The organism is Aliiroseovarius sediminis (genome assembly GCF_022678485.1).
Classification (GTDB): Bacteria; Pseudomonadota; Alphaproteobacteria; order Rhodobacterales; family Rhodobacteraceae; genus Aliiroseovarius; species Aliiroseovarius sediminis.
The window spans coordinates 305,414-327,717 of sequence record NZ_JALBYP010000026.1 but is presented as its reverse complement, the minus strand read 5'-3'; the positions used below and the strand labels follow the sequence as shown (position 1 = coordinate 327,717).

The following is a 22,304-nucleotide window of genomic DNA, read 5'->3' as shown; positions in this document are numbered from 1 at the left end:
ACCAGAAATTCAGCGCGGCCCGCGGGAATAATCCAGCGGGCTTCCGTTGTGAAAAAAGGTTCCGGAGCTACGGAACCGCAACGAAAAGGAAAGTGACACGTGGCACGTATTGCCGGCGTAAACATCCCGACCCACAAGCGGGTCCCGATCGCCCTGACATATATCACCGGAATTGGTCCCTCATCGGCCAAAGCCATTTGCGAAGCCGTAAACATCGACGAATCCCGTCGTGTTAATGAACTATCGGACGCCGAAGTTCTGGCCATCCGCGAGCATATCGACGCAACATTCACCGTCGAAGGTGACCTGCGCCGTGAAACGCAGATGAACATCAAGCGCCTGATGGATCTGGGCGCTTATCGCGGTCTTCGCCACCGCCGCAACCTTCCCGTGCGCGGTCAGCGCACCCATACCAACGCTCGCACCCGCAAAGGCCCCGCAAAGGCCATTGCCGGCAAGAAGAAATAAGGGAGGGTTCGATAAATGGCTCGTGATAAGATCCGTGCAAAGCGTAAAGAGCGTAAGAACATCGCATCTGGTGTTGCTCACGTGAACTCTTCGTTCAACAATACCAAGATCCTGATTTCGGACGTGCAGGGCAACGCGATCTCGTGGTCGTCGGCTGGCACAATGGGCTTCAAAGGTTCGCGCAAGTCGACCCCGTATGCAGCCCAGATGGCGGCAGAAGATGCAGGCAAGAAGGCGCAGGAACACGGCGTCAAGACGCTGGAAGTCGAAGTTCAAGGCCCCGGTTCGGGTCGTGAATCGGCTCTGCGTGCTCTGGCTGCTGTTGGCTTCAACATCACATCAATCCGCGACGTGACGCCGATTGCACATAACGGGTGCCGTCCGCCGAAACGTCGCCGCGTTTAATCAGATTTTCTCCGGGCTGCGATCAACGCGGCCCGGTTTTCCGTCATTTTAACCTCGGGCGTCCTGCCCTTTGGACATGGGGACAGGACTGGTATGGAGGGACGCATGATCCACAAAAATTGGGCTGAACTGATTAAGCCGACACAGCTGGAAGTGAAACCGGGCAACGACCCCGCACGTCAGGCAACCGTTGTGGCCGAGCCGCTTGAGCGTGGCTTTGGCCTGACCCTTGGCAACGCCCTGCGCCGCGTGCTGATGAGCAGCTTGCAAGGTGCGGCCATTACTTCGGTGCAGATCGACAACGTGCTGCACGAATTCAGCTCGGTCGCGGGTGTGCGTGAAGACGTCACCGACATTGTTCTGAACCTGAAGGGTGTCGCGATCAATATGGAAGTCGAAGGCCCCAAGCGCCTGTCGATTTCGGCCAAGGGGCCAATGGTCGTGACCGCCGGTGACATCACCGAAACTGCCGGGATCGACATCCTGAACAAGGATCACGTGATCTGTCACCTGGATGACGGCGCCGACTTGTTCATGGAACTGACCGTCAATACCGGCAAGGGTTATGTCGCATCCGACAAGAACAAGCCGGAAGATGCGCCGATTGGCCTGATCCCGGTTGATGCGATCTATTCGCCGGTCAAGAAAGTCAGCTATGACGTTCAGCCGACCCGCGAAGGTCAGGTTCTGGACTATGACAAGCTGACGCTGAAACTGGAAACCGATGGGTCCGTGACCCCGGAAGATGCCGTGGCATTCGCGGCCCGCATCGTGCAGGATCAGCTGTCGATCTTCGTGAACTTCGACGAGCCGGAAGCGGCTGGTCGCCAGGACGAAGATGATGGACTTGAGTTCAACCCGCTTCTGCTGAAAAAAGTGGACGAGCTGGAACTGTCGGTCCGTTCGGCAAACTGCCTGAAGAACGACAACATCGTATATATCGGCGATCTGATCCAGAAAACCGAAGCAGAGATGTTGCGCACACCGAACTTCGGCCGCAAGTCGCTGAACGAGATCAAGGAAGTGCTTTCGGGCATGGGTCTGCACCTTGGCATGGATGTCGAAGAATGGCCGCCTGAAAACATCGAAGAACTGGCGAAGAAATTCGAAGACCAGTTCTAAGACTTTCGGGGGCTGGGCGCCCGGCCCCCAAAATGCCCGCCTGATGCGGGGAGCATCTGGGCAATCCTGCCCCAAGGAGAGGGACCGACACGCATCGGTTCTCGGACAAAGCACCGCCCGTTCAAGGGCACCAAAGAAGGATTAAGAAAATGCGTCACGCTCGTGGTTATCGCCGCCTGAATCGCACACATGAACACCGCAAAGCGATGTTTGCCAACATGGCTGGTTCGCTGATCGAACATGAACAGATCAAAACGACCCTGCCGAAAGCCAAAGAACTGCGCCCGATCATCGAAAAAATGATCACGCTGGCCAAACGCGGCGATGTTCATGCTCGCCGCCAGGCGTCTGCTCGTTTGAAGCAAGACCAACACGTCGCTAAATTGTTCGACGTTCTGGGGCCGCGTTTTGCCGACCGCAAGGGTGGCTATGTCCGCGTTCTGAAAGCTGGTTTCCGCTATGGTGATATGGCCCCGATGGCGATTATCGAGTTCGTTGATCGCGATGTCGACGCCAAGGGTGCTGCTGACCGCATCCGTCTGGAAGCAGAAGAAGCGGCAGACGATTAAATTCGGCCAATCAAGGCTCTACCGAAACCCCGTGCAATTTGCGCGGGGTTTTTTCGTTGCTGGCCCTTGCGTATCAAGTGGAAATCGCAGGGGGCATTGTGACAGTTTCAGATAATCCCGTTTCATAAGTTCTTCTCTGAATGCCTCCGTTGGAATATCCCATCCCAAACATCTGCGGGCACGTTTGTTCAGTTACTCAACCGAACTCTTTTGCTATGGCGTCTGAGGATGTCAGAGCCACGCCTGATACCAATCCGGTGCATGAGCTTGCGCCCCTCTCGGAACTAAAAAGCGAGGATTTAGGCTGATCGAATGACGCGCTGGCTAGGGCCGGCGGGGCTGAATGACAGTCATCAGCCTGTCCATAACATGGGTCAGACCGCGGTCGTTGTTGCGGTATAGAACGGCAAAGAGGACCTTGTGAGCGGCGGGAGATGCGACGTTCACAGTGCAGCACAGACTCTGCTCTACGCCGTTCACGCAGGTCGGGTTCCGGATGTGCCCTACTACGCATGATATTGCGCATCACAAAAGGATGGACAATTTTAGGTTGTTTGGTTTGGTTGTGACCGTCTAGAAGAATAGGCGAGTGGGTATTGGGAAATAAAGAATGACCGAAAACTTTGGTCTTGATCTGGGACTGGCCCAGTTGTCCGACTTGTCGCCAAACGGTTTTGCATTGGGTTTGCATATTCGCTACGCGTCGGCGCATATCATGATTCAAACCTACGATCCGCGTTGGAGTCAGGTTTATACCGAAAAGGGGTATATGCTGGCTGATCCGATGGTGTTCTGGGGGTTCGGTTGCGAAGGCACCATTCGATGGAGCGAACTTGATCTGCCGGACCGCCATGGCATCCTGGACCAAGCCGCCAGTTTTGGATTGCGGTTTGGGGCGGCGGTCGCGCACGGGCCGACCTCGTCACGCACAATCGGCGGATTCGCGCGCGACGACCGCGAATTCACGGATGACGAAATTGCAGCGATCCAGAAGCTGGTGATCGAATTGCACGATAAGTCGACCCCGCCCGAGCAATTGACCGCCGCGCAGCGGATGGCTTTGCGTTTGATTGCGAAAGGCAGTCGCCACGCACAGGCGGCGTCCATGTTGGGGATCTCGGAAAGTGCATTCAAGGCGCGGTTGCGGGCCGCCCGCGAGCGGCTTTTTGTGCGCACCACCGCCGAAGCAATCCAACGTGCGCAGGAATATAACCTGCTGTAACCGCAGCGTTGCGTCTTTTCACCTTTCAACGCGCGCGCGGGGGGCCTAGATTTGGATCATGGCAGATTTGTTTGACAATGACCCCGCGGGCAAGACCCCTGAGGGTGGCAAGGATGCGCCACGTCCTTTGGCCGACCGCCTTAGGCCCCGCACCTTGGCCGAGGTCATCGGGCAGGAACAGGTGCTTGGCCCTGACGCGCCCTTGGGCACAATGCTTGCGTCGGGCAGTCTTGGGTCGCTGATCTTTTGGGGGCCGCCCGGTGTCGGCAAAACCACAATCGCACGCCTTCTGGCGCAGGAAACCGATCTGCATTTCGTGCAGATTAGCGCCATCTTCACCGGTGTTCCCGAACTTCGAAAAGTGTTTGAAGCTGCGCGGCACAGGCGATCGAACGGGCAGGGCACGCTCTTGTTCGTGGACGAGGTTCACCGTTTCAACAAAGCCCAACAGGATGGGTTCTTGCCACATATGGAGGATGGCACCATCCTTTTGGTCGGCGCGACCACCGAAAATCCGTCATTCGAATTGAACGCCGCTGTATTGTCGCGCGCGCAAGTTCTGGTGCTGACCCGCCTGTCGCTTGCCGATCTTGAACGGCTTGCCCAGCGTGCGGAACAAGAGATGGACCGCCCCCTTCCCTTGACTGGTGAGGCGCGCGAAGCGTTGCTTGAGATGGCCGATGGCGACGGACGGGCGCTTTTGAACCTTGTAGAACAGGTTTTTGCGTGGAAAGTCGATGGAAAGCTGGACGTGCCCAGCCTTTCATCGCGCTTGATGCGCCGGGCTGCGGTCTATGACAAGTCAGGCGACGAACATTTCAATCTGATATCGGCACTTCACAAGTCGGTGCGCGGCTCGGACCCTGATGCGGCGCTTTACTGGCTGGCGCGGATGCTGGCGGGCGGTGAAGACCCCCGCTATCTGGCGCGTCGTATTACCCGAATGGCGGTGGAGGACATTGGCTTGGCCGATCCGCAGGCCCACCGGGTTTGCCTGGATGCCTGGGAAACGTATGAACGCCTTGGCAGTCCTGAAGGCGAATTGGCGCTGGCGCAATCGGTGACTTATCTGGCACTTGCTCCAAAATCCAATGCGGCCTATGTGGCCTATAAGGCCGCGATGGCGGCGGCGAAGAAAACCGGGTCTGAGCCACCGCCCAAACACATCCTGAACGCCCCGACCAAATTGATGGATGAACAGGGATATGGCGCGGGCTATGCTTATGACCACGACGCGCCGGACGGCTTTTCGGGGCAAAACTATTTCCCCGATGGTGTTAAGCGCGGCGTCTTTTATATGCCGGTCGAACGCGGGTTCGAGCGCGAGTTGAAGAAGCGCACCGATTATTTCGCACGCTTGCGGTCCAAGCGAACCGAATAGACCACGCACTTTCCGGCACCTCCCCCCTAGAGAGAAGGATCAAATATGCAATATTCCTCGCAAAAAAAACGGATATGGGACCCGCTGACTCGCGTGTTTCACTGGTCGCTGGTGGTGGTCGTCGTCACGGGCTGGTATCTGGGCCGGTTTGGGCCGACTGTCATGTCGCTTCATTACTACATGGGCTATGCGGTGGCTGGTTTACTGGTCGTGCGGTTGTTTTGGGGGATATGGGGGCCAAAGCCCGTGCGCTTTTGGTCGTTCATCTATGGGCCACGCACCACTTGGAATTATATCAAAAACATAACAAAACGTACACCAAGCCATTGGCCCGGACATAACCCGGTCGGGGCTTTGTCGGTTTTTGCGATCCTTGCGGTCTTGGCCGCGCAGATTGGCACGGGTCTGATTGCAGACCCGGATGATTTCGTGAATGTCGGACCGCTGGCCAGTTGGGTGGAGTTTGACACGGCCCGTTGGGCGGCTGGCACGCACCGGCTGTTGTCCAAGATCCTGCTTGCGCTGGTCGTTCTGCATGTCGGCGCGATCCTCTATTACCGTTTCTGGAAGCGCGAGGATCTGGTTCGGCCGATGATCACTGGTTGGAAAGAGGTTCGCAAAGATCATCCCGAGCTATGAACGAGATGCCATGCAATGCTTGACAACCCGGCCGCCGCATCCGAGTTAGGCGCCATGATGACACCCCTTGTTCAAGTCGCCCTTGGTGGCGCAATCGGCACCTCGGCCCGGTATCTGACCGGCAACGCGGTGACGCGCGTGCTGGGGCATGGTTTCCCAGCGGGCACCATGGTTGTGAATGTCGTCGGCTCGTTCCTGATGGGCGTGTTGGTTGTGGCATTGGCCCGCAAGGGCGGGCAGGTCGTGGCACCGTTTCTGATGACAGGGGTGCTGGGGGGGTTCACCACGTTCTCGGCATTCTCGCTGGATGCGATCACACTTTACGAACGCGGACAGATCACCGGGGCCAGCCTTTATGTTCTGGGCTCGGTCCTGCTGTCGCTGGTCGGGCTTCTGGCCGGGCTCAGCGTTGCGCGCATGGTGCTGGCATGAGCGGCGTTCAGGTCATCACTGTCGGCCCGGACGAGGCCGAACAGCGGCTGGATCGTTGGGTGCGGCGGGTCTTTCCCCATGTGGGGCAGGGCCGGATCGAAAAGGCGTGTCGCAAGGGCGAGATTCGCGTGGATGGGGCGAAGGTCAAACCCTCGACCCGCGTGGGGCCAGGGGCCGAGGTGCGCTTGCCTCCGCTGCCAGACGCGTCACAAGATCAAGCCCGCCCCAAAGCCCAGCCGCGCGTCTCGGATGCCGACGCGAAACTGATCCAGTCCTGCGTGCTGTATCGTGACGACGATATCATCGCGCTGAACAAGCCCCCCGGCCTGCCCAGCCAAGGGGGCAGCAAGCAGACGCGTCATGTCGACGGGCTGGCCGAAGCGTTGAAATTTGGTCGGGACGACAAACCGCGCCTTGTGCATCGGCTTGACAAGGATACCTCGGGCGTTTTGCTGTTGGCGCGCACTCAGAAGATGGCGGGCGAGTTGACGCAAGCCTTCCGCGCCCGTGATACGCGCAAGATTTACTGGGCCATCGTCGCCGGTGTGCCGCAGCCCCGCTGGGGGACGCTTCGCTGGGGCTTGATGAAAGCGCCCGGTCACGGCGGCAAGGGCGAGGGCGAGAAGATGGTTTGCGTCCACCCCCGTCATGTTGACGAAACCCCTGGCGCCAAGCGTGCCACCACGGACTATGCTGTTCTGACGACGCTTGCCAGTCGCGCCGCGTGGGTGGCTTTGGTGCCCGTGACAGGGCGCACGCATCAGTTGCGCGCGCACATGGCCGAGTTGGGACACCCGATTGCGGGCGATGGAAAATATGGCGGATCAAGTCAGGAAAACCTTGGCGATGGCTGGGGCGCGCAATTGGGGGGCGATTTGTCGCGCAAACTGCATCTTCATGCCCGCTCGATCACCTTCACGCATCCGGCTACGGGCAAGCCCCTGACCATCACCGCACCGCTGCCCGAACATATGCAGCGGACATGGGATTATCTGGGCTGGCAGGAAGGCGACGTTCCCGCCGATCCGTTCGAGGATCAGGAATGACCGACACCCCCTTGCGCCTTGTCGTGTTTGATGTCGACGGCACCTTGATCGACAGTCAGGATTTTATTGTCGAAGCCATGCACCGTGCCTTCGGCGCGATGGGCGTCGCTTTGCCGACCCGTGACGAAGTGCTGTCGATCGTTGGCCTGTCGCTGCATGAAGCCATCGAACGCCTGGTGCCCAGCATGTCACCTGCCGAGGTTGCCGAAGCGTCGCACCTTTATAAGGATGTATTCGTCAATCTGCGCGCTGAAAAAGGTGGCGAGGGCGCGGCCCCCCTCTATCCCGGTGCGCGGCAGGCGTTGGATGCGCTGCATCTGCGTGACGAGGTATTGTTGGGCGTCGCCACCGGCAAGGCGCGGCGCGGGCTTGATCACGCTTATGATGCCCATGATCTTCGCCATTTCTTTGTGACCAGCCAGACAGCGGATAACCACCCGTCAAAGCCTCATCCGTCAATGTTGCGCGCGGCACTGGCCGAGACTGGGACGGATGCAACCAACGCTGTGATGATCGGCGACACGAGTTTCGATATGGAAATGGGCCGCGCCGCTGGATATCGCGTCATCGGTGTCACTTGGGGCTATCATCCGCGCGAAGGCCTGTTGGCAGCGGGCGCTGATGTGTTGGTGGACACCTATGCCGATCTGTCCGCCGCGCTAGAGACACTGTGGGGGACGGCATGAGCGATTGGGCTGCAAAACGGTTCTGGAAAAAGGCGACGACCGCCCGAACTAATCACGGATATACGGTTGAACTGGATGGGCGTTCGATCAAAACACCTGCAAAGACGTTGCTTCAGGTGCCGACTCTGGCCTTGGCCGAGGCGATCGTAGGCGAATGGGATGCCCAGCAGGATAAGATTGACCCGTCGACGATGCCTGTTACGCGTACGGCAAACTCGGCGCTGGACAAGGTTACGCTTCAATTCGTTGAGGTCGCGGATTTGCTTGCGGCCTATGGTGACAGTGACCTTTTATGTTATCGCGCGAACCAGCCGATGGAACTGGTGGCGCGACAAGATGAACAATGGAACCCATTGCTGGACTGGGCAGCGGATCATCTGGGTGCGCGGTTGCGACCCGTTGCTGGTGTCATGCACCACCCGCAGGATCACGAAGCGCTAACGCGGCTGGCAGACCGGGTGCATTCGATGACTGTTTTCGAGCTTGCGGGCTTTCACGACATTGTCGCCATCAGCGGTTCGTTGGTTTTGGCGATGGCCGTTGCCGATGAAAAGTTGACGGTCGACGAGGCATGGACACTGTCGCGACTGGACGAAACCTGGCAACAGGAACAGTGGGGCGTGGATGAAGAGGCCGCCAAACTGGCCGAAAAGAAACATACCGAAATTAAAAACGCCGCTTGGTTCTTTCACGCCAGCCGCAGTGAAACATAATGTAACCAATGGCTTGGTTTGAATCACTTTTTCGCTTTTCCATAGGTTAAGTAGCCCATTTGGCGATGTTACCCTTGACGATAACTGATCAATTCTTTCAAACTCCTACGCATGTTGAAGCGGGGGTATTCCTTTCGCAAACACGGTTGCGGCCACAATGGCCGCGAAACAGCCCGAAACTACGGGCGAATATCAGGAAGAGGTAATCATGAAAAAAACCGTTTTTCTTGGCGCACTGACCGTCGCCGGCCTTGCTGCCGGGGTATCGGCCGCCGCGACCCTTGAAGATGTCAAGGCACGCGGCAAGCTGAATTGCGGTGTTGTCACCGGGCTTGTCGGCTTTGGTGCACCGGACGCAAACGGCGAATGGCAAGGTTTTGACGTTGGCTTCTGCCGCGCGGTTGCGGCTGCGGTTCTGGGTGACCCTAAAGCGGTCGAATTTGTGCCGACCACCGGCAAGACACGCTTCACTGCCCTTGCATCAGGCGAAATCGACATGCTCGCGCGCAACACCACTTGGACGCTGACGCGCGATGTTGACCTGAAGTTCGAATTCGTTGGTGTCAACTATTATGATGGCCAAGGCTTTCTTGTGACCAAAGATATGGGCGTGAGTTCGGCCAAGGATCTGGATGGCGCGACCATCTGCATTCAGACCGGCACAACAACCGAGCTGAACTTGGCGGATTTCTTCCGCGCAAACAACATCAGCTATGAGCCCGTGCCGATCGAAACCAACGCCGAAGGGCAGCAGCAATACCTTGCGGGGGCTTGCGATGCCTATACGACAGACGCATCTGGCCTTGCAGCAACACGTGCCTCGTTCGAAGATCCGTCAGCACATGTGGTTCTGCCCGAAATTATTTCGAAAGAGCCATTGGGCCCCTTGGTCCGTCACGGGGACAACGAATGGGAAGACATTGTCCGCTGGACCCTGAACGCCTTGATTTCGGCTGAAGAGTTGGGCATCACATCCGCCAATATCGGCGAGTTGTCGGCAGCTCCGGGTAGCAATCCCGAAGTTAACCGCATCCTTGGCACGGAAGGCAATCTGGGCGAAATGCTTGGTCTTGATGCTGATTGGGCCAAGCGCGCCATCATGGCGGGCGGAAACTACGGCGAGCTGTTTGCCAAGAACATCGGTGAAAGCACACCGATCGCGCTGGCGCGTGGCCTTAACGCGCAGTGGAAAGACGGTGGTCTGATCTACTCACCGCCGTTCCGGTAATATTGTTTGATGAGGGCGTGGATTTTCCACGCCCTTTTTCCTACCGTTTGAACGCACCTTGGCACTGCGGCTCGATCCGCACATTCAATAAACAACGCCAAGGGCAACAGGGATGTCTTTATGACAACGATAACCGACCCTAAACAGGGCCAGTTTCGGCTATCCATGCTGCTGTATGACAGCCGGTATCGCGCGATTACCATTCAGATCATCGCCTTGATTGGCTTCTTGACGCTGATCGGCTGGCTTCTGTCCAACACCGCGCAAAACCTTGCCGTGCTGAGCAAGGAACCAAGCTTCAGCTTCATGTTCGAGCCGTCGGGCTATGACATCAACCAACGGCTTCTGGACTATGATTCGCAGGATACACACCTGCGCGCATCGCTGATCGGACTGTTGAACACGCTGCTGGTCGCTGCAATGGGCTGTGTGGCGGCCACGATCATCGGGGTGATAATCGGCGTGCTGCGCCTGTCACCGAACTGGATCGTCTCGCGCCTGACCGCCGTCTATGTCGAAGGTTTCCGCAACGTCCCCCTGTTGTTGTGGATCGTGTTCACAATGGCCATCCTGATCGAGACATTGCCGCGACCCAGTGCCTTCCGCAAAGGCGAGGCCAGCATGTCTTTGTGGGACACCGTGGCGATGACCAACCGTGGAATCTATATTCCTGAACCGTTGTTCTCGCGCAGTTTGGGCGATATGCATCTGCTGGGTGCGTCTGCCCTTCGCTTCGATGTCAGCCTTGATCTTCTGGCGCTTCTGGCGGTCGTGATTGCGGGTTTCCTGACATCTATTCTGATCAAACGCCGCGCCGATATCATTCAAGAAGCCACCGGACTTCGCCCCCGGACCTGGCATTTGCGCCTTGGGGTCGTCATGCTGCCCTTCCTGCTGGTTCTGACGATCCTTGGGTTTCATCTTGGCTATCCTGAACTGAAGGGGTTTAACTTCAGGGGCGGCATCCATCTGCGGAACTCACTGATCGCGCTGTGGGTGGCCCTGTCGCTTTACACAGGCGCGTTTGTTGCGGAAATCGTGCGGGCCGGCATTCTGGCCGTATCAACTGGCCAAACCGAAGCCGCCAGCGCGCTGGGCCTGCGCCCGAAACGCACGATGAGCTTGGTCGTTCTGCCCCAAGCCCTGCGCGTCATCATCCCACCGCTGATCTCGCAATACCTGAACCTGACCAAGAACAGCTCTTTGGCGATTGCCGTGGGTTATATGGATATCACCGGCACGCTGGGCGGCATCACCATGAACCAGACCGGCCGCGAACTTGAGGCGGTTCTGCTGTTGATGCTGGTCTACCTCGCCATCTCGCTGACGATTTCGGCGGTGATGAACTGGTACAACCAATCCGTCACGTTGAGGGAGCGCTGATATGCCAGACCTGTCCTATGTTCGCTCGGAAATGTTGCCCGAACGCGCTCCGCCTGCGTCGCAGGTCGGGATCGTTGGTTGGGCGCGTGCCAACCTGTTCAATGGGATCGGAAACTCGATCCTCACGGTGCTGTCGCTTGTCTTCCTATGGTATGTTCTGGCCGCAATCCTTCCATGGGTGTTCGCCCCGACCTGGAGCAAAGGCTCGCTGAACGAATGCCGCGAGGTCTTCGCCGCAGATGGTGGCCACGGCGCCGCCTGTTGGGGGGTCATCCGCGAACGCTGGGTGCAGCTTATGTTCGGCTTCTACCCCGAAGCCGAACGTTGGCGCCCCGTCCTTGCGTTCGGGTTGTTGTTTGTCGCGCTGATCCCTGTGCTGTTTAACATGATCTCGCGCCGCATGAACTGGGTGTTGCTGCTAGTGGTGCTGGGGTTGGCGGGCGTGTATCTGGGCGGCGTGTTGGGGATTATCGTCGGCCTTGCACTGCTGGGCGCTGCTGCCTTCGTTGGCTTCAAGGCGTTCACGACGTCCAAGGAAGATCGTGCTGCCGAAATTGCATCAGGCGTCAAGCGTTTGCCGAACCCCCTGTTCTTCTCGGCACTCTACCCGTTTATCGCGCCGTGGCTTTTGTGGGGCGGCACGATCTGGATGCCTGTCGGCGCGGCGCTAGGCTTTGTGATCAGCGTCCTGGCCTATCGTTCGCTTTTGCCGTTTGTGGGTAACCTTGCGGGCCTGATTATCGCGGTTGTTGCTGCCTTGGTCTGGTGGCTTCTGTTGACCGCGCCATTCGCAGGCGGGTTGCACACCATTATCCCCATTGGGCTTGAGCCGGTTGAAAGCCGTGATTTCGGCGGTTTCATGTTATCGATCACCATCGGCGTCGTTGCCATTGCCTGCTCGTTGCCTATTGGCATCGTTCTGGCCTTGGGTCGTCAATCCGACCTGTTGATCGTTAAGGCGCTTTGCGTGGGCTTCATCGAGTTCATTCGAGGTGTACCCCTGATCACACTTCTGTTCGTGGCCTCGACACTTCTGAACATCTTCATGCCGCCGGGTACCAATTTCGACATCATCCTGCGGGTGCTGATCATGGTCACTCTGTTCGCCGCCGCCTATATGGCCGAGGTGGTGCGCGGCGGGCTCGCCGCCCTCCCCAAAGGCCAGTACGAGGCCGCCGACGCGCTGGGCCTTGATTACTGGAAGGCGCAACGCCTGATTATTATGCCGCAGGCGCTGAAAATCTCTATCCCCGGCATCGTCTCGACCTTCATTGGTGTGTTCAAGGACACGACGCTGGTCTCGATCATCGGCCTTTTGGACCCACTGGGCCTGACCAATGCGATCCGGGCCGACCAAAACTGGAATGGCATCGTGTGGGAGCTTTACGGCTTCATTGCGCTGATGTTTTTTATCTTCTGCTTCCTGATGTCGCGTTATTCAATGTATCTTGAACGCCGCCTGCGCACGGACCACCGTTAAAGGAGAGACCCAATGTCATCCATCACCCTTGAAACCCATGTTGACCGGTCCAAAATGGCGGTGTCGGATCACATTGCCATCGAAATCCGCAACATGAACAAATGGTATGGCGCCTTCCATGTGCTGCGCGACATCGACCTGACGGTCTATGAAGGGGAGCGCATCGTTATCGCCGGCCCGTCCGGGTCCGGAAAATCGACCCTGATCCGTTGCATCAACCGACTGGAAGAGCATCAGGAAGGCCAGATCATCGTAGACGGCACCGAACTGACCTCGGACCTGAAGAACGTGGACAAGGTCCGGTCCGAAGTTGGGATGGTGTTTCAACATTTCAACCTGTTTCCGCATCTGACAATTTTGGAGAATTGCACGCTTGCCCCCATCTGGGTGCGCAAGACGCCCAGGAAAGAGGCGGAAGAGATTGCGATGCACTTCCTTGAAAAGGTGAAAATCCCTGAACAAGCCCACAAATTTCCCGGGATGTTGTCAGGGGGGCAGCAACAGCGCGTGGCCATCGCCCGGTCTTTGTGCATGAAGCCGCGTATCATGCTATTTGATGAACCCACCTCGGCGCTTGACCCCGAAATGATCAAGGAAGTTCTGGAAACCATGGTCGAACTTGCCGAAGAAGGTATGACCATGCTCTGCGTCACCCATGAAATGGGCTTCGCGAAAGAGGTCGCAAACCGTGTCATCTTCATGGATGCCGGCCAGATCGTGGAGCAAAACGAACCCAACGAATTCTTCAACAACCCGCAAAACGAACGCACCAAACTGTTTCTTAGCCAAATTCTTTGAACCGAACACAAACCCTCGCAGCCCGCTCGTTTCTTCTGGCTAAAAATATCCCGGGGTGAGCGGCGCAGCCGCGAGGGGCAGAGCCCCTTGAATCTCGTCCGGTCAGATCAACCCGCGCGGGACCACGAAATCAACAACCCGTCCTGTGCCCCAATCAACATCGGCCCACTTGTCCACATCAAACGCAATCACGGATGTCGCTCCGGTGGGATAATGATGGAATTTCTCATGCGGATGCGGCTCTGCCGACAGGCGACGTGCTGTGAAAGCACAGCCGGGGTTGTGGCCCAGCATCATGACGACCTTGCCCTCGGCCCGCCTTAGCGCGGCCAGCATCGTCGCCGGGTCGGCCAGATAAAGTTCTTCCAGATATTCCGCGCCCGGCGCACCGATGAACTTGTCTGCGATCAACGCCCATGTTTCGCGTGTGCGCGCGGCGTCGGAACACAGAACCGTGTCAGGGGCATAGCCATGTGCCGCCAACCAGCGACCGATGGCCTTGGCCGACGCGCGGCCCCGCTTGTTCAACGGCCGGTCGTGGTCGTCCAGCCCGGCGTGGCTCCAACTGGATTTCGCATGCCGGGTCAGAATCAGGGTCAATGTCATGTCGAATTGAACGCTTTCATATGAAACGCGGATTGAGCAGCCAATCTGCCACAAGACCGACTGACGGGGCAAGTGCGCCGAACCGCGCAGCCCTTGTCCATGCAATCCGCGCTGTCGCCGGTGTTCATGTGGGTGATGCAGCCGTCCACGTCATAGCTTGCAGCTCCCAACGCATCCACCGGGCAGGCGGTCTTGCACGGTGCTGCGCAGGTGTCACAAGGGCAGGCTGGGGTTGGCGGCAACGTCAGATGCCCGGTCACCCGCACAGCGCCCCGATAGCTGACCCAAAGCCCGGCTGTGTCGTGAACCAGTAATGCCACCGGTGACTGCCACGCGCGACCAGACCGAAGCGCCCAGTCGAAAAATGGCGGATAGGGTGGGCCATCGGATGGGAACACCGCCGCGCCTTGCCAAGATGCGGCCAACCGGCAGATCACGCGTTTCGACCAGCGATCCATCGGATCGGGCGCTCCATCATGGTTCTCAGGGCTCGCGGTGAAGGCATGCCAGAACGCAGGTTCAACCGGGCCCAGCAGGATCACTGTGTCCGGCCCGTCATGCAGTGCGCCGAAGACATCCAAATCCACAGCTCGCGCGTCCTTCGTCAGCGCCTCAAGCGTCATTTGCGCCGGAACGGCAGCAACAGGCTCCAGCCCAGTTTCGAGGGATTGTCGTTTTGCCATTGTAGCCCGATCACCATGTCGTCATGCCCGTCGCGGGGCTGATCCGTGTATGTGCGGAACATACGGTCCCAAATGGACAGACAAAAGCCATAGTTGCTGTCAGTCTCATTGCGATGCACGGAATGATGCACGCGGTGCATGTCGGGCGTCACCACGACCACCCGAAGCCAACGGTCCAGCCAAAGCGGCAGGCGCATATTGGCGTGGTTGAACATGGCCGAACCGTTCAACACCACCTCGAACAGGATAACCCCCAGTGCAGGCGCGCCAATCAGGTATACCACGCCGATCTTGATAATCATCGAAACCGCAATTTCGACCGGATGAAATCTAAGCGCGGTGGTCACGTCAAAATCCCGATCTGCATGATGCACCCGGTGCAGCCGCCAAAGCACCGGCACCTTGTGAAAGATCACATGCTGCGCCCAGATCGCCAGATCAAGGATAATCATTGCGGCCACGACCTCGACCCAGATGGGTAGGTTGATCATGTTGAACAACCCCCAACCTTGCGCTGCTGCATCAAGGGCGGCCCCCACCGCCAGCAGGGGCAGAAGAATGTTGACCAAACGTAGCGTCAATGTGTCGATCACGATGATTGATAGGTTGGTAAACCATCGGGTCTGGCGCGGTTGGGTGCGCGGGCGGCGGGGGGCCTTGGCCTCGATCACCGCGAACAGGACGAACAGGCTGACGAATGTGCCAAGACGGATGAATATTTCGTATTCCATGGGGTGAATTTATGCCCTGCCCGCCCAAGCGCAAGACACATTCCCGCGACATAAGGGCCGCGATGTTCAGGCGCGGATCAAAGACCCGGCGCCGTGATCGGTGTAAAGTTCTAGCAAACAGGCATTTGGCGCGCGCCCATCCAGAATGACGACCGCCCGCACGCCGCCGTCGATTGCCGCCAGTGCGGTTTCGGTCTTGGGGATCATCCCACCTGCAATCACGCCCGATACTGTCATGTCGCGAATTTGCGCCGAAGTCAGTTCGGTCAACACGTCGCCGTCCGCGTTCTTGACGCCTTCGACGTCGGTGAGCAACAGCAGACGATCCGCCTTCAGACCGGCAGCAATCGCGCCGGCCATGGTGTCGCCGTTGATGTTGAATGTTTCGCCATTCCGCCCGGCGCCCAACGGGGCGATGACCGGGATAGCCTCGGCCGCGGCAAGGTCATTCAGGATGGACACGTCGACCTGGGCGGGGGTGCCGACAAAGCCCAGATCGGGGTCGGTCTGATCGCAGATCACCAGTCCAGCATCCTTGCCTGACAACCCCACCGCTTTGCCACCTTCGTCATTGATGGCTTGCACGATCCGCTTGTTGACCGCGCCGGACAGAACCATCTCGACCACTTCGACGGTGGCGGCGTCTGTGACGCGCTTGCCGTTCACGAACTCGCTTTTGATCTTCAATCGGTCCAGCATGGCGTTGATCATCGGCCCGCCGCCATGCACGATCACTGGCTTTACGCCCACATGCCGCATTAAAACAACGTCGCGGGCGAAGCTTGCCATATCCTCGTCACTGCCCATGGCATTGCCACCGAACTTGATGACAACGGTCGCGCCGGTGTAGCGCTGCAGATAGGGCAGGGCTTCGGAAAGGGTGCGGGCGGTGGCGATCCAATCGCGGTTCATCTGTTGGGTCTTCATTCTCTTATTCCTCGTGCAACCCTGTGTTAGAGCGTTGCTTGCCCGCTGCCAAGGGGCATTGCGCCCACCCTGCGTGCTGCTAGGGTTGCGTCGAAACCAATCAATGGGAATGGCGATCATGGCCGAGCGACAAAAGACACTTCTTCTGACCGGCGCCAGTCGTGGCATCGGCCATGCAACCGTCCGGCGGTTCAACTTGGAAGGCTGGCGCGTCATTACCTGTTCGCGCAACGCCATTCCCGAAGAATGCCCATGGGGCGGCGGTGGCGAGGATCACGTTCAGCTTGACCTGTCCGATCCCGCCGACACGATCAACGCCGTTGGCGTCATCCAAGACAAGCTGGACGGTCGGCTGGATGCGCTTGTGAACAACGCCGGTGTATCGCCAAAAGGGCCGGATGGCGAACGTCTAAGCACGCTGAACACAGACCTGATGGATTGGGGTAAGGTGTTTCACGTCAACTTTTTCGCCTCGGTTGTGCTGGCGCGTGGGTTGAAAGAGGAATTAGCAGCCGCCAAAGGCGCGGTGGTTAACGTGACCTCTATTGCAGGGTCGCGGGTGCATCCGTTTGCCGGAGCAGCCTATGCAACGTCGAAAGCGGCGCTGGCTGCGTTGACCCGCGAAATGGCGCATGATTTTGGCCCGTTGGGCGTGCGCGTGAATGCCATCGCACCAGGCGAGGTTGAAACCGCGATCCTATCACCCGGTACGGATAAGATCGTTCGCAAGCTACCCTTGCAGCGGCTTGGCCAGCCCGAGGAAGTCGCCGCCGCGATCTATTTCCTGTGCTCTGACGATAGTTCTTACATTTCGGGCGCCGAGATCGAGGTGAATGGCGCGCAACACGTCTGATCGGGTGTCAGTCCAGCGTGGCGATGATTGCGCGCAAGGTTTCGATCCCCAACCCTTTGTCCGAGGATGTCAGCACAATTTCGGGAAAGGCCGCTGGGTGTTTTGACAAGGCACCGCGCACTTGCGCGAACATTTTTTCGCGGTCCTTTTCCTTAACCTTATCAGCTTTGGTCAGCACCGCCTGAAACGTGACGGCGGATTTATCCAAAAGCGACATAATCTCGTTATCCACAGGTTTTACGCCGTGGCGCGCATCAATCAGGACGAAGGCTCGCCGCAGATTTTGCCGGCCAGACAGATAGGATTTCAGCAACCGCTGCCATTTTTCGACCACTGCCACCGGCGCGTTGGCATAGCCATAACCCGGCAGGTCCACCAGATAGGGGCCATCGGTCGTCGTAAAAAAGTTGATTTCCTGCGTGCGGCCGGGCGTGTTTGACGCGCGGGCCAGCCCCTTGCGGCCCGTCAGGGCGTTGATCAGGCTGGACTTTCCGACATTTGATCGACCTGCAAAGCACACCTCGATCCGGTCGGGGGCGGGCAGGCCGTCCATCGAGACCACGCCTTTCAGGAAATCGGTGTTGGCGGCGAACAAAAGACGTCCCGCCTCGTGCGCTTGCGGGTCGGGTTCGTCCGCCAGAGGGAACGGAAGCTGGGTCATGCGATCACCTCGACCGGGCTGTCGACACGCACGATACCGGGTTTGGCGACATAGCCGTAGACGCCGAATTCCTGATGCCCCCAGCCCTGTCTCAGCGCGCCCAGCGTGTCCGCGTCGCGGTCGCCTGTGCGGGGGTTCGCCGTCGTGGCAAGACAACGCGTAGTTTCTTCGCGGATTTCCAGTTCGGCCGCACCGACGCGAACGGTTTTGCCGATCCATGTTCGCTCCTGCCAAGCTTCAAGCCCGGCCAGTTGCAGGTTTGCACGCCAACGCAGTGGCGAAAGCTCTTGCTTCAAATGATTTTCAACCGCCTTGTGCGATGCCAGATTGATCAGCGAGACAGACGGAAAATCAGTATCCGTCATTCCCCGATCTGCTTTGACGATCCGGTCTGGTGCCGCCCGCTCAGGTCGGCAAAGCGGCGTGATCCATTCGATGAACCGCGCGTTGTCTTCGGCCCGGTCCGGGTTTATCGTCAGATCCGGCCGCTGCGGGTGGGTCAATGTGACCATGTTGGCGTCGGCGTCGAAGCTGGCACTCAAAGCCATTAGAAGGGGGGCTTTCGATCCGCGAGAGAAATTTGCGCATGGTGCCCACTGCCCCTCGACCAGCTTCGCGGCCTCGTGCGCAACGGCCCAGTGGCGGTCGTGCGGCAGGCATTCACCTGCTTGCAACAGCACATCCCGCAATGCCTCGCGCCCGTGCGACTTGATGGGGTGCCGCCAAATTTCGGCGACATGTGCCATCAACTTGCGTCCTTCGACTTGCGTTTAAAAGTTTTCAACACATTGCCCAGAACATCGGGTTTGTGCCCGTGGCTGCGCATGATCGTGTATTGCTGAATGAACGTAATCGTGTTGTTCGCGATCCAATAGATCACCAAGCCCGATGCGAACTGACCCAGCATGAACATGAACACCCAAGGCATCCACGCGAAGATCATCGCCTGTGTCGGATCGGTGGGGGCCGGGTTCAGCTTCTGCTGCAACCACATCGAAATCCCAAGAATGATCGGCAGAACACCCAGTGAAATGATGGCCAGCAAGCTTTCCGGTCCGGGGGGGGCATAAGACAGAAGGCCGAACAGGTTCAGGATCGAGCTGGGATCAGGTGCGGAAAGGTCGTTGATCCAGCCGATCCACGGTGCGTGCCGCAGTTCCAGCGTGACGAAGATCACCTTGTAAAGCGAGAAAAAAATCGGAATTTGCAAAAGAATGGGCAGGCAGCCCGACGCCGGGTTCACCTTCTCACGTTTGTAGAGCTCCATCATTTCTTGTTGCAGTTTCGTGCGGTCGTCGCCTGCGCGTTCCTTCAAGGCCTCCATCTGCGGCTGCAGCTCTTTCATCTTCGCCATCGAGACGTAGGATTTATAGGCCAGCGGGAACAGGACAGCCTTGATCACCAGCGTCAGGCCGATGATCGCCCAGCCCATGTTACCGATTACGGCGTTTAGCCAATGAAGCACGGCGAAAATTGGCTTGGTCAGGAAGAAGAATAGACCCCAGTCAATCGTATCAAGGAAGTTTTTGACATTTCCAGATTTCTCATAATCGCGAATGGTTTGCCATTCTTTCGCACCCGCGAAAAGCCGCGTTTCGACGCTTTGTTTTTCACCCGGCGCTACGGTCAGAGTTTCCATCTGAGCGTAGGTGCGAAACGTGTCACTGTTTTCTGCATACTGAAAAACTGATGAAAACGCCTGCTGTTCGTCGGGGATCAGAACGGTCATCCAGTAATGGTCCGTGAAGCCCGTCCAACCGCCCTCGGTCACTTTCTTGGCATCCGCGATCAAGCCGGGCGTTGACCAACGTTTGGAGATCTCGTCGCTGTCATCCATATCGCGTAGATGTTTGTATTTGAAATACTCGCGTTTATCGTCGTTCTGACGAAGCGCGCCTTCGTGAAGGATGAAAAAGCCCTTCAGATCAGAAGGTTCACCGTGGCGCGCCAGCACGCCATAGGGTGCCATGCGGTGGGTTTGATCGCTTGTATTTTGGACAGATTGTTCGATCGTGAACATGAAATTTTCATCGACCGATATAGTGCGTCGGAATGATAAGCCGTTGCCGTTGTCCCAACGCAGAGTAACCGGGGTTTCCGCGGTCAATTTGGCATTGCCTTCGACTGACCAAATTGTGGTTGGGCCCGGCACGTCTTCCAACGCGGTTTGCCCGCCGGGGGTCCAGCCATACAGGGCGTAGTATGCCTCGGGTTCACCGGTGGGGCGCAGCAAGGTGACGATGTCGCTCTCTTTGGAAAGTTCGACGTGATAGGCTTTCAGCTTCAGATCGTCCAACCGGCCGCCCAGAAGCGAGATGGAACCCGATAACTCGGGTGTGTCGATGTCGACGCGGCCCACGTCGGCTTGCTGCTGCGAGACATCTTCAGCCGTGGCCACCGTCGTGGCGTTGTTTGATGTGGGCGCGGGAGGAATGACTTGGCCGTCAGCTTCGACCTGCTCGGCAGGGGTGGTAACCGGGGCGGGGTCGGCCGGTGGAAACATGATCATCCACCCAGTGATGACAAGAAAACTCAGCACTGTTGCGAAGATCAAGTTCTTGTTCTGGTCGTCCATTGGGCCCTACCACTCATCAATTTCGGTCAGAGTGGTTCAACAGGGCAGGGCGCAAAAGGTCAAGCAGTTTTAGGCTGTCCGTCTTTGAAACGTTGGTGGTTCGCGACGTCATGCAAGTTTGGGAAACGTGTTGGGTTGGATGTTTTTCGGTTCGTGTGCTCTTGCCCAATCTGCGAATGCGTGCGCAGGCATCGGTTTTGCAATCGAATAGCCCTGTGCATACTGGCAGCCGAGTTCGACAAGCTTTGTGAATTCGCCGTGGGTTTCAACACCTTCGGCCACCGTGCCAACGGCCAACTGGCGGGTCATCGTTAATATCGCAGAGATCATGTTCTGTTGATCGCTGTCGGTATCAATATGGGTGACGAAGGATCGATCGATCTTGATCCGATGAACATCGAAGCGTGCAATACTTGCGATCGAGGCATTTCCTGTGCCGAAATCATCAAGGTCGATCTTGCAACCCATTTTTGCGAGCGCATGGATATTGTGTCGGGCGACGTCATCCTCGGTTTGTGCAATCACATTTTCAAGGATCTCGATGATCAGACGCTCGGGCTGAACGTCGAACCGATCAAGTTCCCACTTGATCTTCTCGGACAGGCTGGGATCGTTCAGTTCATCAGCCGAAATGTTGATTGCCACGGTGGGGATTTTGGCCCCTTGAAGATCCCAGTCCCGCAACGCTGACAATGCACCAAAAAGGACGACCTGCCCCAACCGCTCCATCAGGCCGGCTTTGGCAATCGCGGGCAAAAAGGCGCCGGGGGCGATCAGCCCCATGGTCGGATGCTGCCAACGCACCAAGGCCTCGCACCCCGTAATGCGACCAGTCTTGACGCAGACTTGCGGCTGGAACCACGGCAACATCTCACCCGTATCAAGGGCGCGGCTCAAGTCAACGCGGTTGTGTTCACAGCGCCCAACGCGTGTGGCCATCCCATTCGAGAACGCCCGCACTGAGCCTGGCCCGCCCAGCAATGCCACATCCAGTGCGCTTTCGGCGGCGGCAAATAACGCCTCGCCCGTCGCTTCGGGTGCGCGGCTTGGCAGTGCGAAACCGATACAGGACGACAACAGAACTCGCGTCTGGTCGATCGAAATCGGTTCGCTGACTGCAGCCTGCAGCCGCGCGGCCAGTTGCAGCGTGGCTTCTAGATCGGCGCGCTGCCGTTTGTCGATCGAGATACCGAATCTGCCCGTATCCAAGAAGCAGACCAAATCTGTTTCGCGCAAAGCGGCCCGCACACGGTCTGAAAGCGTCGCGAGAACTTGGTGCATGCCGGCCGCACCCAAATGCGCGCTAAGCTTCTGAAAATCATCGATTTCCAAGATCAGACAGGACTTTTCGTATTCGGCGTTGCTTTCAAACCCATGGTCCAGCTGCGCTATCAGCTTGGGCCGAAAGGGCAGGCCGGTAGTCGGATCTTTGACCGCCCCTGTTCGCGGTGACGGTCGTGTTAATGCCCCACCCACGGCAAGAAGTCCGGGAAACAGGATGGCGACAAAGACCATCAGGTGCTCACCACCATACCAATAGGCGAAGATCATGACCGCTGGCAGGAACGCGGCAAGATGAGGCGCCGTCAGCGCTGCCCGCACGCGTTTTTTCAATCGCTCAGATCCTTGAATTCTTGCCATGACCCAATCCTTTGCCGGCGCATCAAACACGAAAAGACGGCGTGTTTGGTTGAGC

Annotated in this window: 24 protein-coding genes; 16 read left to right on the top strand and 8 right to left on the bottom strand. The window is 57.9% G+C overall.

Annotation, left to right across the window (positions count from 1 at the left end):
• The first annotated feature begins 99 nt into the window (after positions 1 to 99).
• The 15 genes from rpsM (at position 100) to MN186_RS08030 (ending at position 13,572) form a co-directional block, all read left to right on the top strand.
• The gene (gene rpsM / locus MN186_RS08100; protein ID WP_242113861.1) at positions 100 to 468 is read left to right on the top strand and encodes a 30S ribosomal protein S13; all 369 of its coding nucleotides are present in this window, start codon (positions 100 to 102) and stop codon (positions 466 to 468) included.
• Positions 469 to 483: 15 nt separating this feature from the next.
• Entirely contained in the window at positions 484 to 873 is a 390-nt protein-coding gene (gene rpsK, locus MN186_RS08095; RefSeq protein WP_242113860.1) for a 30S ribosomal protein S11, read from the top strand.
• 105 nt (positions 874 to 978) lie between these two features.
• On the top strand, positions 979 to 1,995 hold the full coding sequence (locus tag MN186_RS08090; RefSeq protein WP_242113859.1) for a DNA-directed RNA polymerase subunit alpha: 1,017 nt from the start codon (positions 979 to 981) through the stop codon (positions 1,993 to 1,995).
• A gap of 149 nt (positions 1,996 to 2,144) precedes the next feature.
• Positions 2,145 to 2,564, top strand: a complete 420-nt coding sequence (rplQ, locus tag MN186_RS08085; protein WP_242113858.1) for a 50S ribosomal protein L17 — start codon at positions 2,145 to 2,147, stop codon at positions 2,562 to 2,564.
• A gap of 610 nt (positions 2,565 to 3,174) precedes the next feature.
• Positions 3,175 to 3,786, top strand: coding sequence for an autoinducer binding domain-containing protein (locus tag MN186_RS08080; RefSeq protein WP_242113857.1), 612 nt, complete (start codon positions 3,175 to 3,177; stop codon positions 3,784 to 3,786).
• A 58-nt stretch (positions 3,787 to 3,844) separates the two neighbouring features.
• Complete coding sequence (locus tag MN186_RS08075) at positions 3,845 to 5,167, top strand: replication-associated recombination protein A (protein ID WP_242113856.1); 1,323 nt, start codon at positions 3,845 to 3,847, stop codon at positions 5,165 to 5,167.
• 45 nt (positions 5,168 to 5,212) lie between these two features.
• On the top strand, positions 5,213 to 5,806 hold the full coding sequence (locus MN186_RS08070; RefSeq protein WP_242113855.1) for a cytochrome b/b6 domain-containing protein: 594 nt from the start codon (positions 5,213 to 5,215) through the stop codon (positions 5,804 to 5,806).
• A 54-nt stretch (positions 5,807 to 5,860) separates the two neighbouring features.
• Positions 5,861 to 6,238 carry a fluoride efflux transporter CrcB gene (gene crcB, locus MN186_RS08065; protein WP_242113854.1) on the top strand — a complete coding sequence of 126 codons (378 nt, stop codon included), beginning with the start codon at positions 5,861 to 5,863 and terminating at the stop codon, positions 6,236 to 6,238.
• Positions 6,235 to 7,284, top strand: a complete 1,050-nt coding sequence (locus MN186_RS08060) for an RluA family pseudouridine synthase (RefSeq protein WP_242113853.1) — start codon at positions 6,235 to 6,237, stop codon at positions 7,282 to 7,284. The genes crcB and MN186_RS08060 overlap by 4 nt, the downstream gene beginning before the upstream one ends.
• Positions 7,281 to 7,970 carry an HAD-IA family hydrolase gene (locus tag MN186_RS08055; protein ID WP_242113852.1) on the top strand — a complete coding sequence of 230 codons (690 nt, stop codon included), beginning with the start codon at positions 7,281 to 7,283 and terminating at the stop codon, positions 7,968 to 7,970. Before MN186_RS08060 ends, MN186_RS08055 begins: the two co-directional genes overlap by 4 nt.
• Positions 7,967 to 8,683 (top strand): ATP12 family chaperone protein, encoded by a 717-nt coding sequence (locus MN186_RS08050; RefSeq protein WP_242113851.1) that lies wholly within the window; start codon positions 7,967 to 7,969, stop codon positions 8,681 to 8,683. The genes MN186_RS08055 and MN186_RS08050 overlap by 4 nt, the downstream gene beginning before the upstream one ends.
• Before the next feature lie 208 nt (positions 8,684 to 8,891).
• Positions 8,892 to 9,911 carry an amino acid ABC transporter substrate-binding protein gene (locus tag MN186_RS08045; RefSeq protein ID WP_242113850.1) on the top strand — a complete coding sequence of 340 codons (1,020 nt, stop codon included), beginning with the start codon at positions 8,892 to 8,894 and terminating at the stop codon, positions 9,909 to 9,911.
• A gap of 120 nt (positions 9,912 to 10,031) precedes the next feature.
• Complete coding sequence (locus tag MN186_RS08040; RefSeq protein ID WP_242113849.1) at positions 10,032 to 11,294, top strand: amino acid ABC transporter permease; 1,263 nt, start codon at positions 10,032 to 10,034, stop codon at positions 11,292 to 11,294.
• 1 nt (position 11,295) lies between these two features.
• Entirely contained in the window at positions 11,296 to 12,774 is a 1,479-nt protein-coding gene (locus MN186_RS08035) for an amino acid ABC transporter permease (RefSeq protein WP_242113848.1), read from the top strand.
• A 12-nt stretch (positions 12,775 to 12,786) separates the two neighbouring features.
• The gene (locus MN186_RS08030) at positions 12,787 to 13,572 is read left to right on the top strand and encodes an amino acid ABC transporter ATP-binding protein (protein ID WP_275066123.1); all 786 of its coding nucleotides are present in this window, start codon (positions 12,787 to 12,789) and stop codon (positions 13,570 to 13,572) included.
• A 102-nt stretch (positions 13,573 to 13,674) separates the two neighbouring features.
• On the opposite strand, the gene MN186_RS08025 is transcribed toward MN186_RS08030, so the two are convergent.
• The 4 genes from MN186_RS08025 to argB all read right to left on the bottom strand — a co-directional run bounded on the left by MN186_RS08025 (position 13,675) and on the right by argB (position 16,519).
• Positions 13,675 to 14,178, bottom strand: a complete 504-nt coding sequence (locus MN186_RS08025) for a SixA phosphatase family protein (RefSeq protein WP_242113847.1) — start codon at positions 14,176 to 14,178, stop codon at positions 13,675 to 13,677.
• Positions 14,175 to 14,801: a ferredoxin gene (locus MN186_RS08020; protein WP_242113846.1), complete on the bottom strand. Its 627-nt coding sequence runs from the start codon at positions 14,799 to 14,801 to the stop codon at positions 14,175 to 14,177. The genes MN186_RS08025 and MN186_RS08020 overlap by 4 nt, the downstream gene beginning before the upstream one ends.
• Positions 14,798 to 15,592, bottom strand: coding sequence for a sterol desaturase family protein (locus tag MN186_RS08015; RefSeq protein ID WP_242113845.1), 795 nt, complete (start codon positions 15,590 to 15,592; stop codon positions 14,798 to 14,800). The genes MN186_RS08020 and MN186_RS08015 overlap by 4 nt, the downstream gene beginning before the upstream one ends.
• Before the next feature lie 66 nt (positions 15,593 to 15,658).
• On the bottom strand, positions 15,659 to 16,519 hold the full coding sequence (argB, locus tag MN186_RS08010) for an acetylglutamate kinase (protein WP_242113844.1): 861 nt from the start codon (positions 16,517 to 16,519) through the stop codon (positions 15,659 to 15,661).
• 109 nt (positions 16,520 to 16,628) lie between these two features.
• Here argB and MN186_RS08005 point away from each other — a divergent pair, with 109 nt between their 5' ends.
• The gene (locus tag MN186_RS08005) at positions 16,629 to 17,372 is read left to right on the top strand and encodes an SDR family NAD(P)-dependent oxidoreductase (RefSeq protein WP_420838916.1); all 744 of its coding nucleotides are present in this window, start codon (positions 16,629 to 16,631) and stop codon (positions 17,370 to 17,372) included.
• Between the two features lie 7 nt (positions 17,373 to 17,379).
• Here MN186_RS08005 and yihA read toward each other — a convergent pair whose 3' ends face one another.
• The 4 genes from yihA to MN186_RS07985 form a co-directional block, all read right to left on the bottom strand.
• Positions 17,380 to 18,033 (bottom strand): ribosome biogenesis GTP-binding protein YihA/YsxC, encoded by a 654-nt coding sequence (yihA, locus tag MN186_RS08000; protein WP_242113842.1) that lies wholly within the window; start codon positions 18,031 to 18,033, stop codon positions 17,380 to 17,382.
• Positions 18,030 to 18,782, bottom strand: a complete 753-nt coding sequence (locus MN186_RS07995) for an MOSC domain-containing protein (protein ID WP_420838912.1) — start codon at positions 18,780 to 18,782, stop codon at positions 18,030 to 18,032. Before MN186_RS07995 ends, yihA begins: the two co-directional genes overlap by 4 nt.
• Complete coding sequence (gene yidC / locus MN186_RS07990; protein ID WP_242113840.1) at positions 18,779 to 20,608, bottom strand: membrane protein insertase YidC; 1,830 nt, start codon at positions 20,606 to 20,608, stop codon at positions 18,779 to 18,781. Before yidC ends, MN186_RS07995 begins: the two co-directional genes overlap by 4 nt.
• Before the next feature lie 108 nt (positions 20,609 to 20,716).
• Complete coding sequence (locus MN186_RS07985) at positions 20,717 to 22,249, bottom strand: putative bifunctional diguanylate cyclase/phosphodiesterase (RefSeq protein ID WP_242113839.1); 1,533 nt, start codon at positions 22,247 to 22,249, stop codon at positions 20,717 to 20,719.
• Between the last annotated feature and the right edge of the window lie 55 nt (positions 22,250 to 22,304).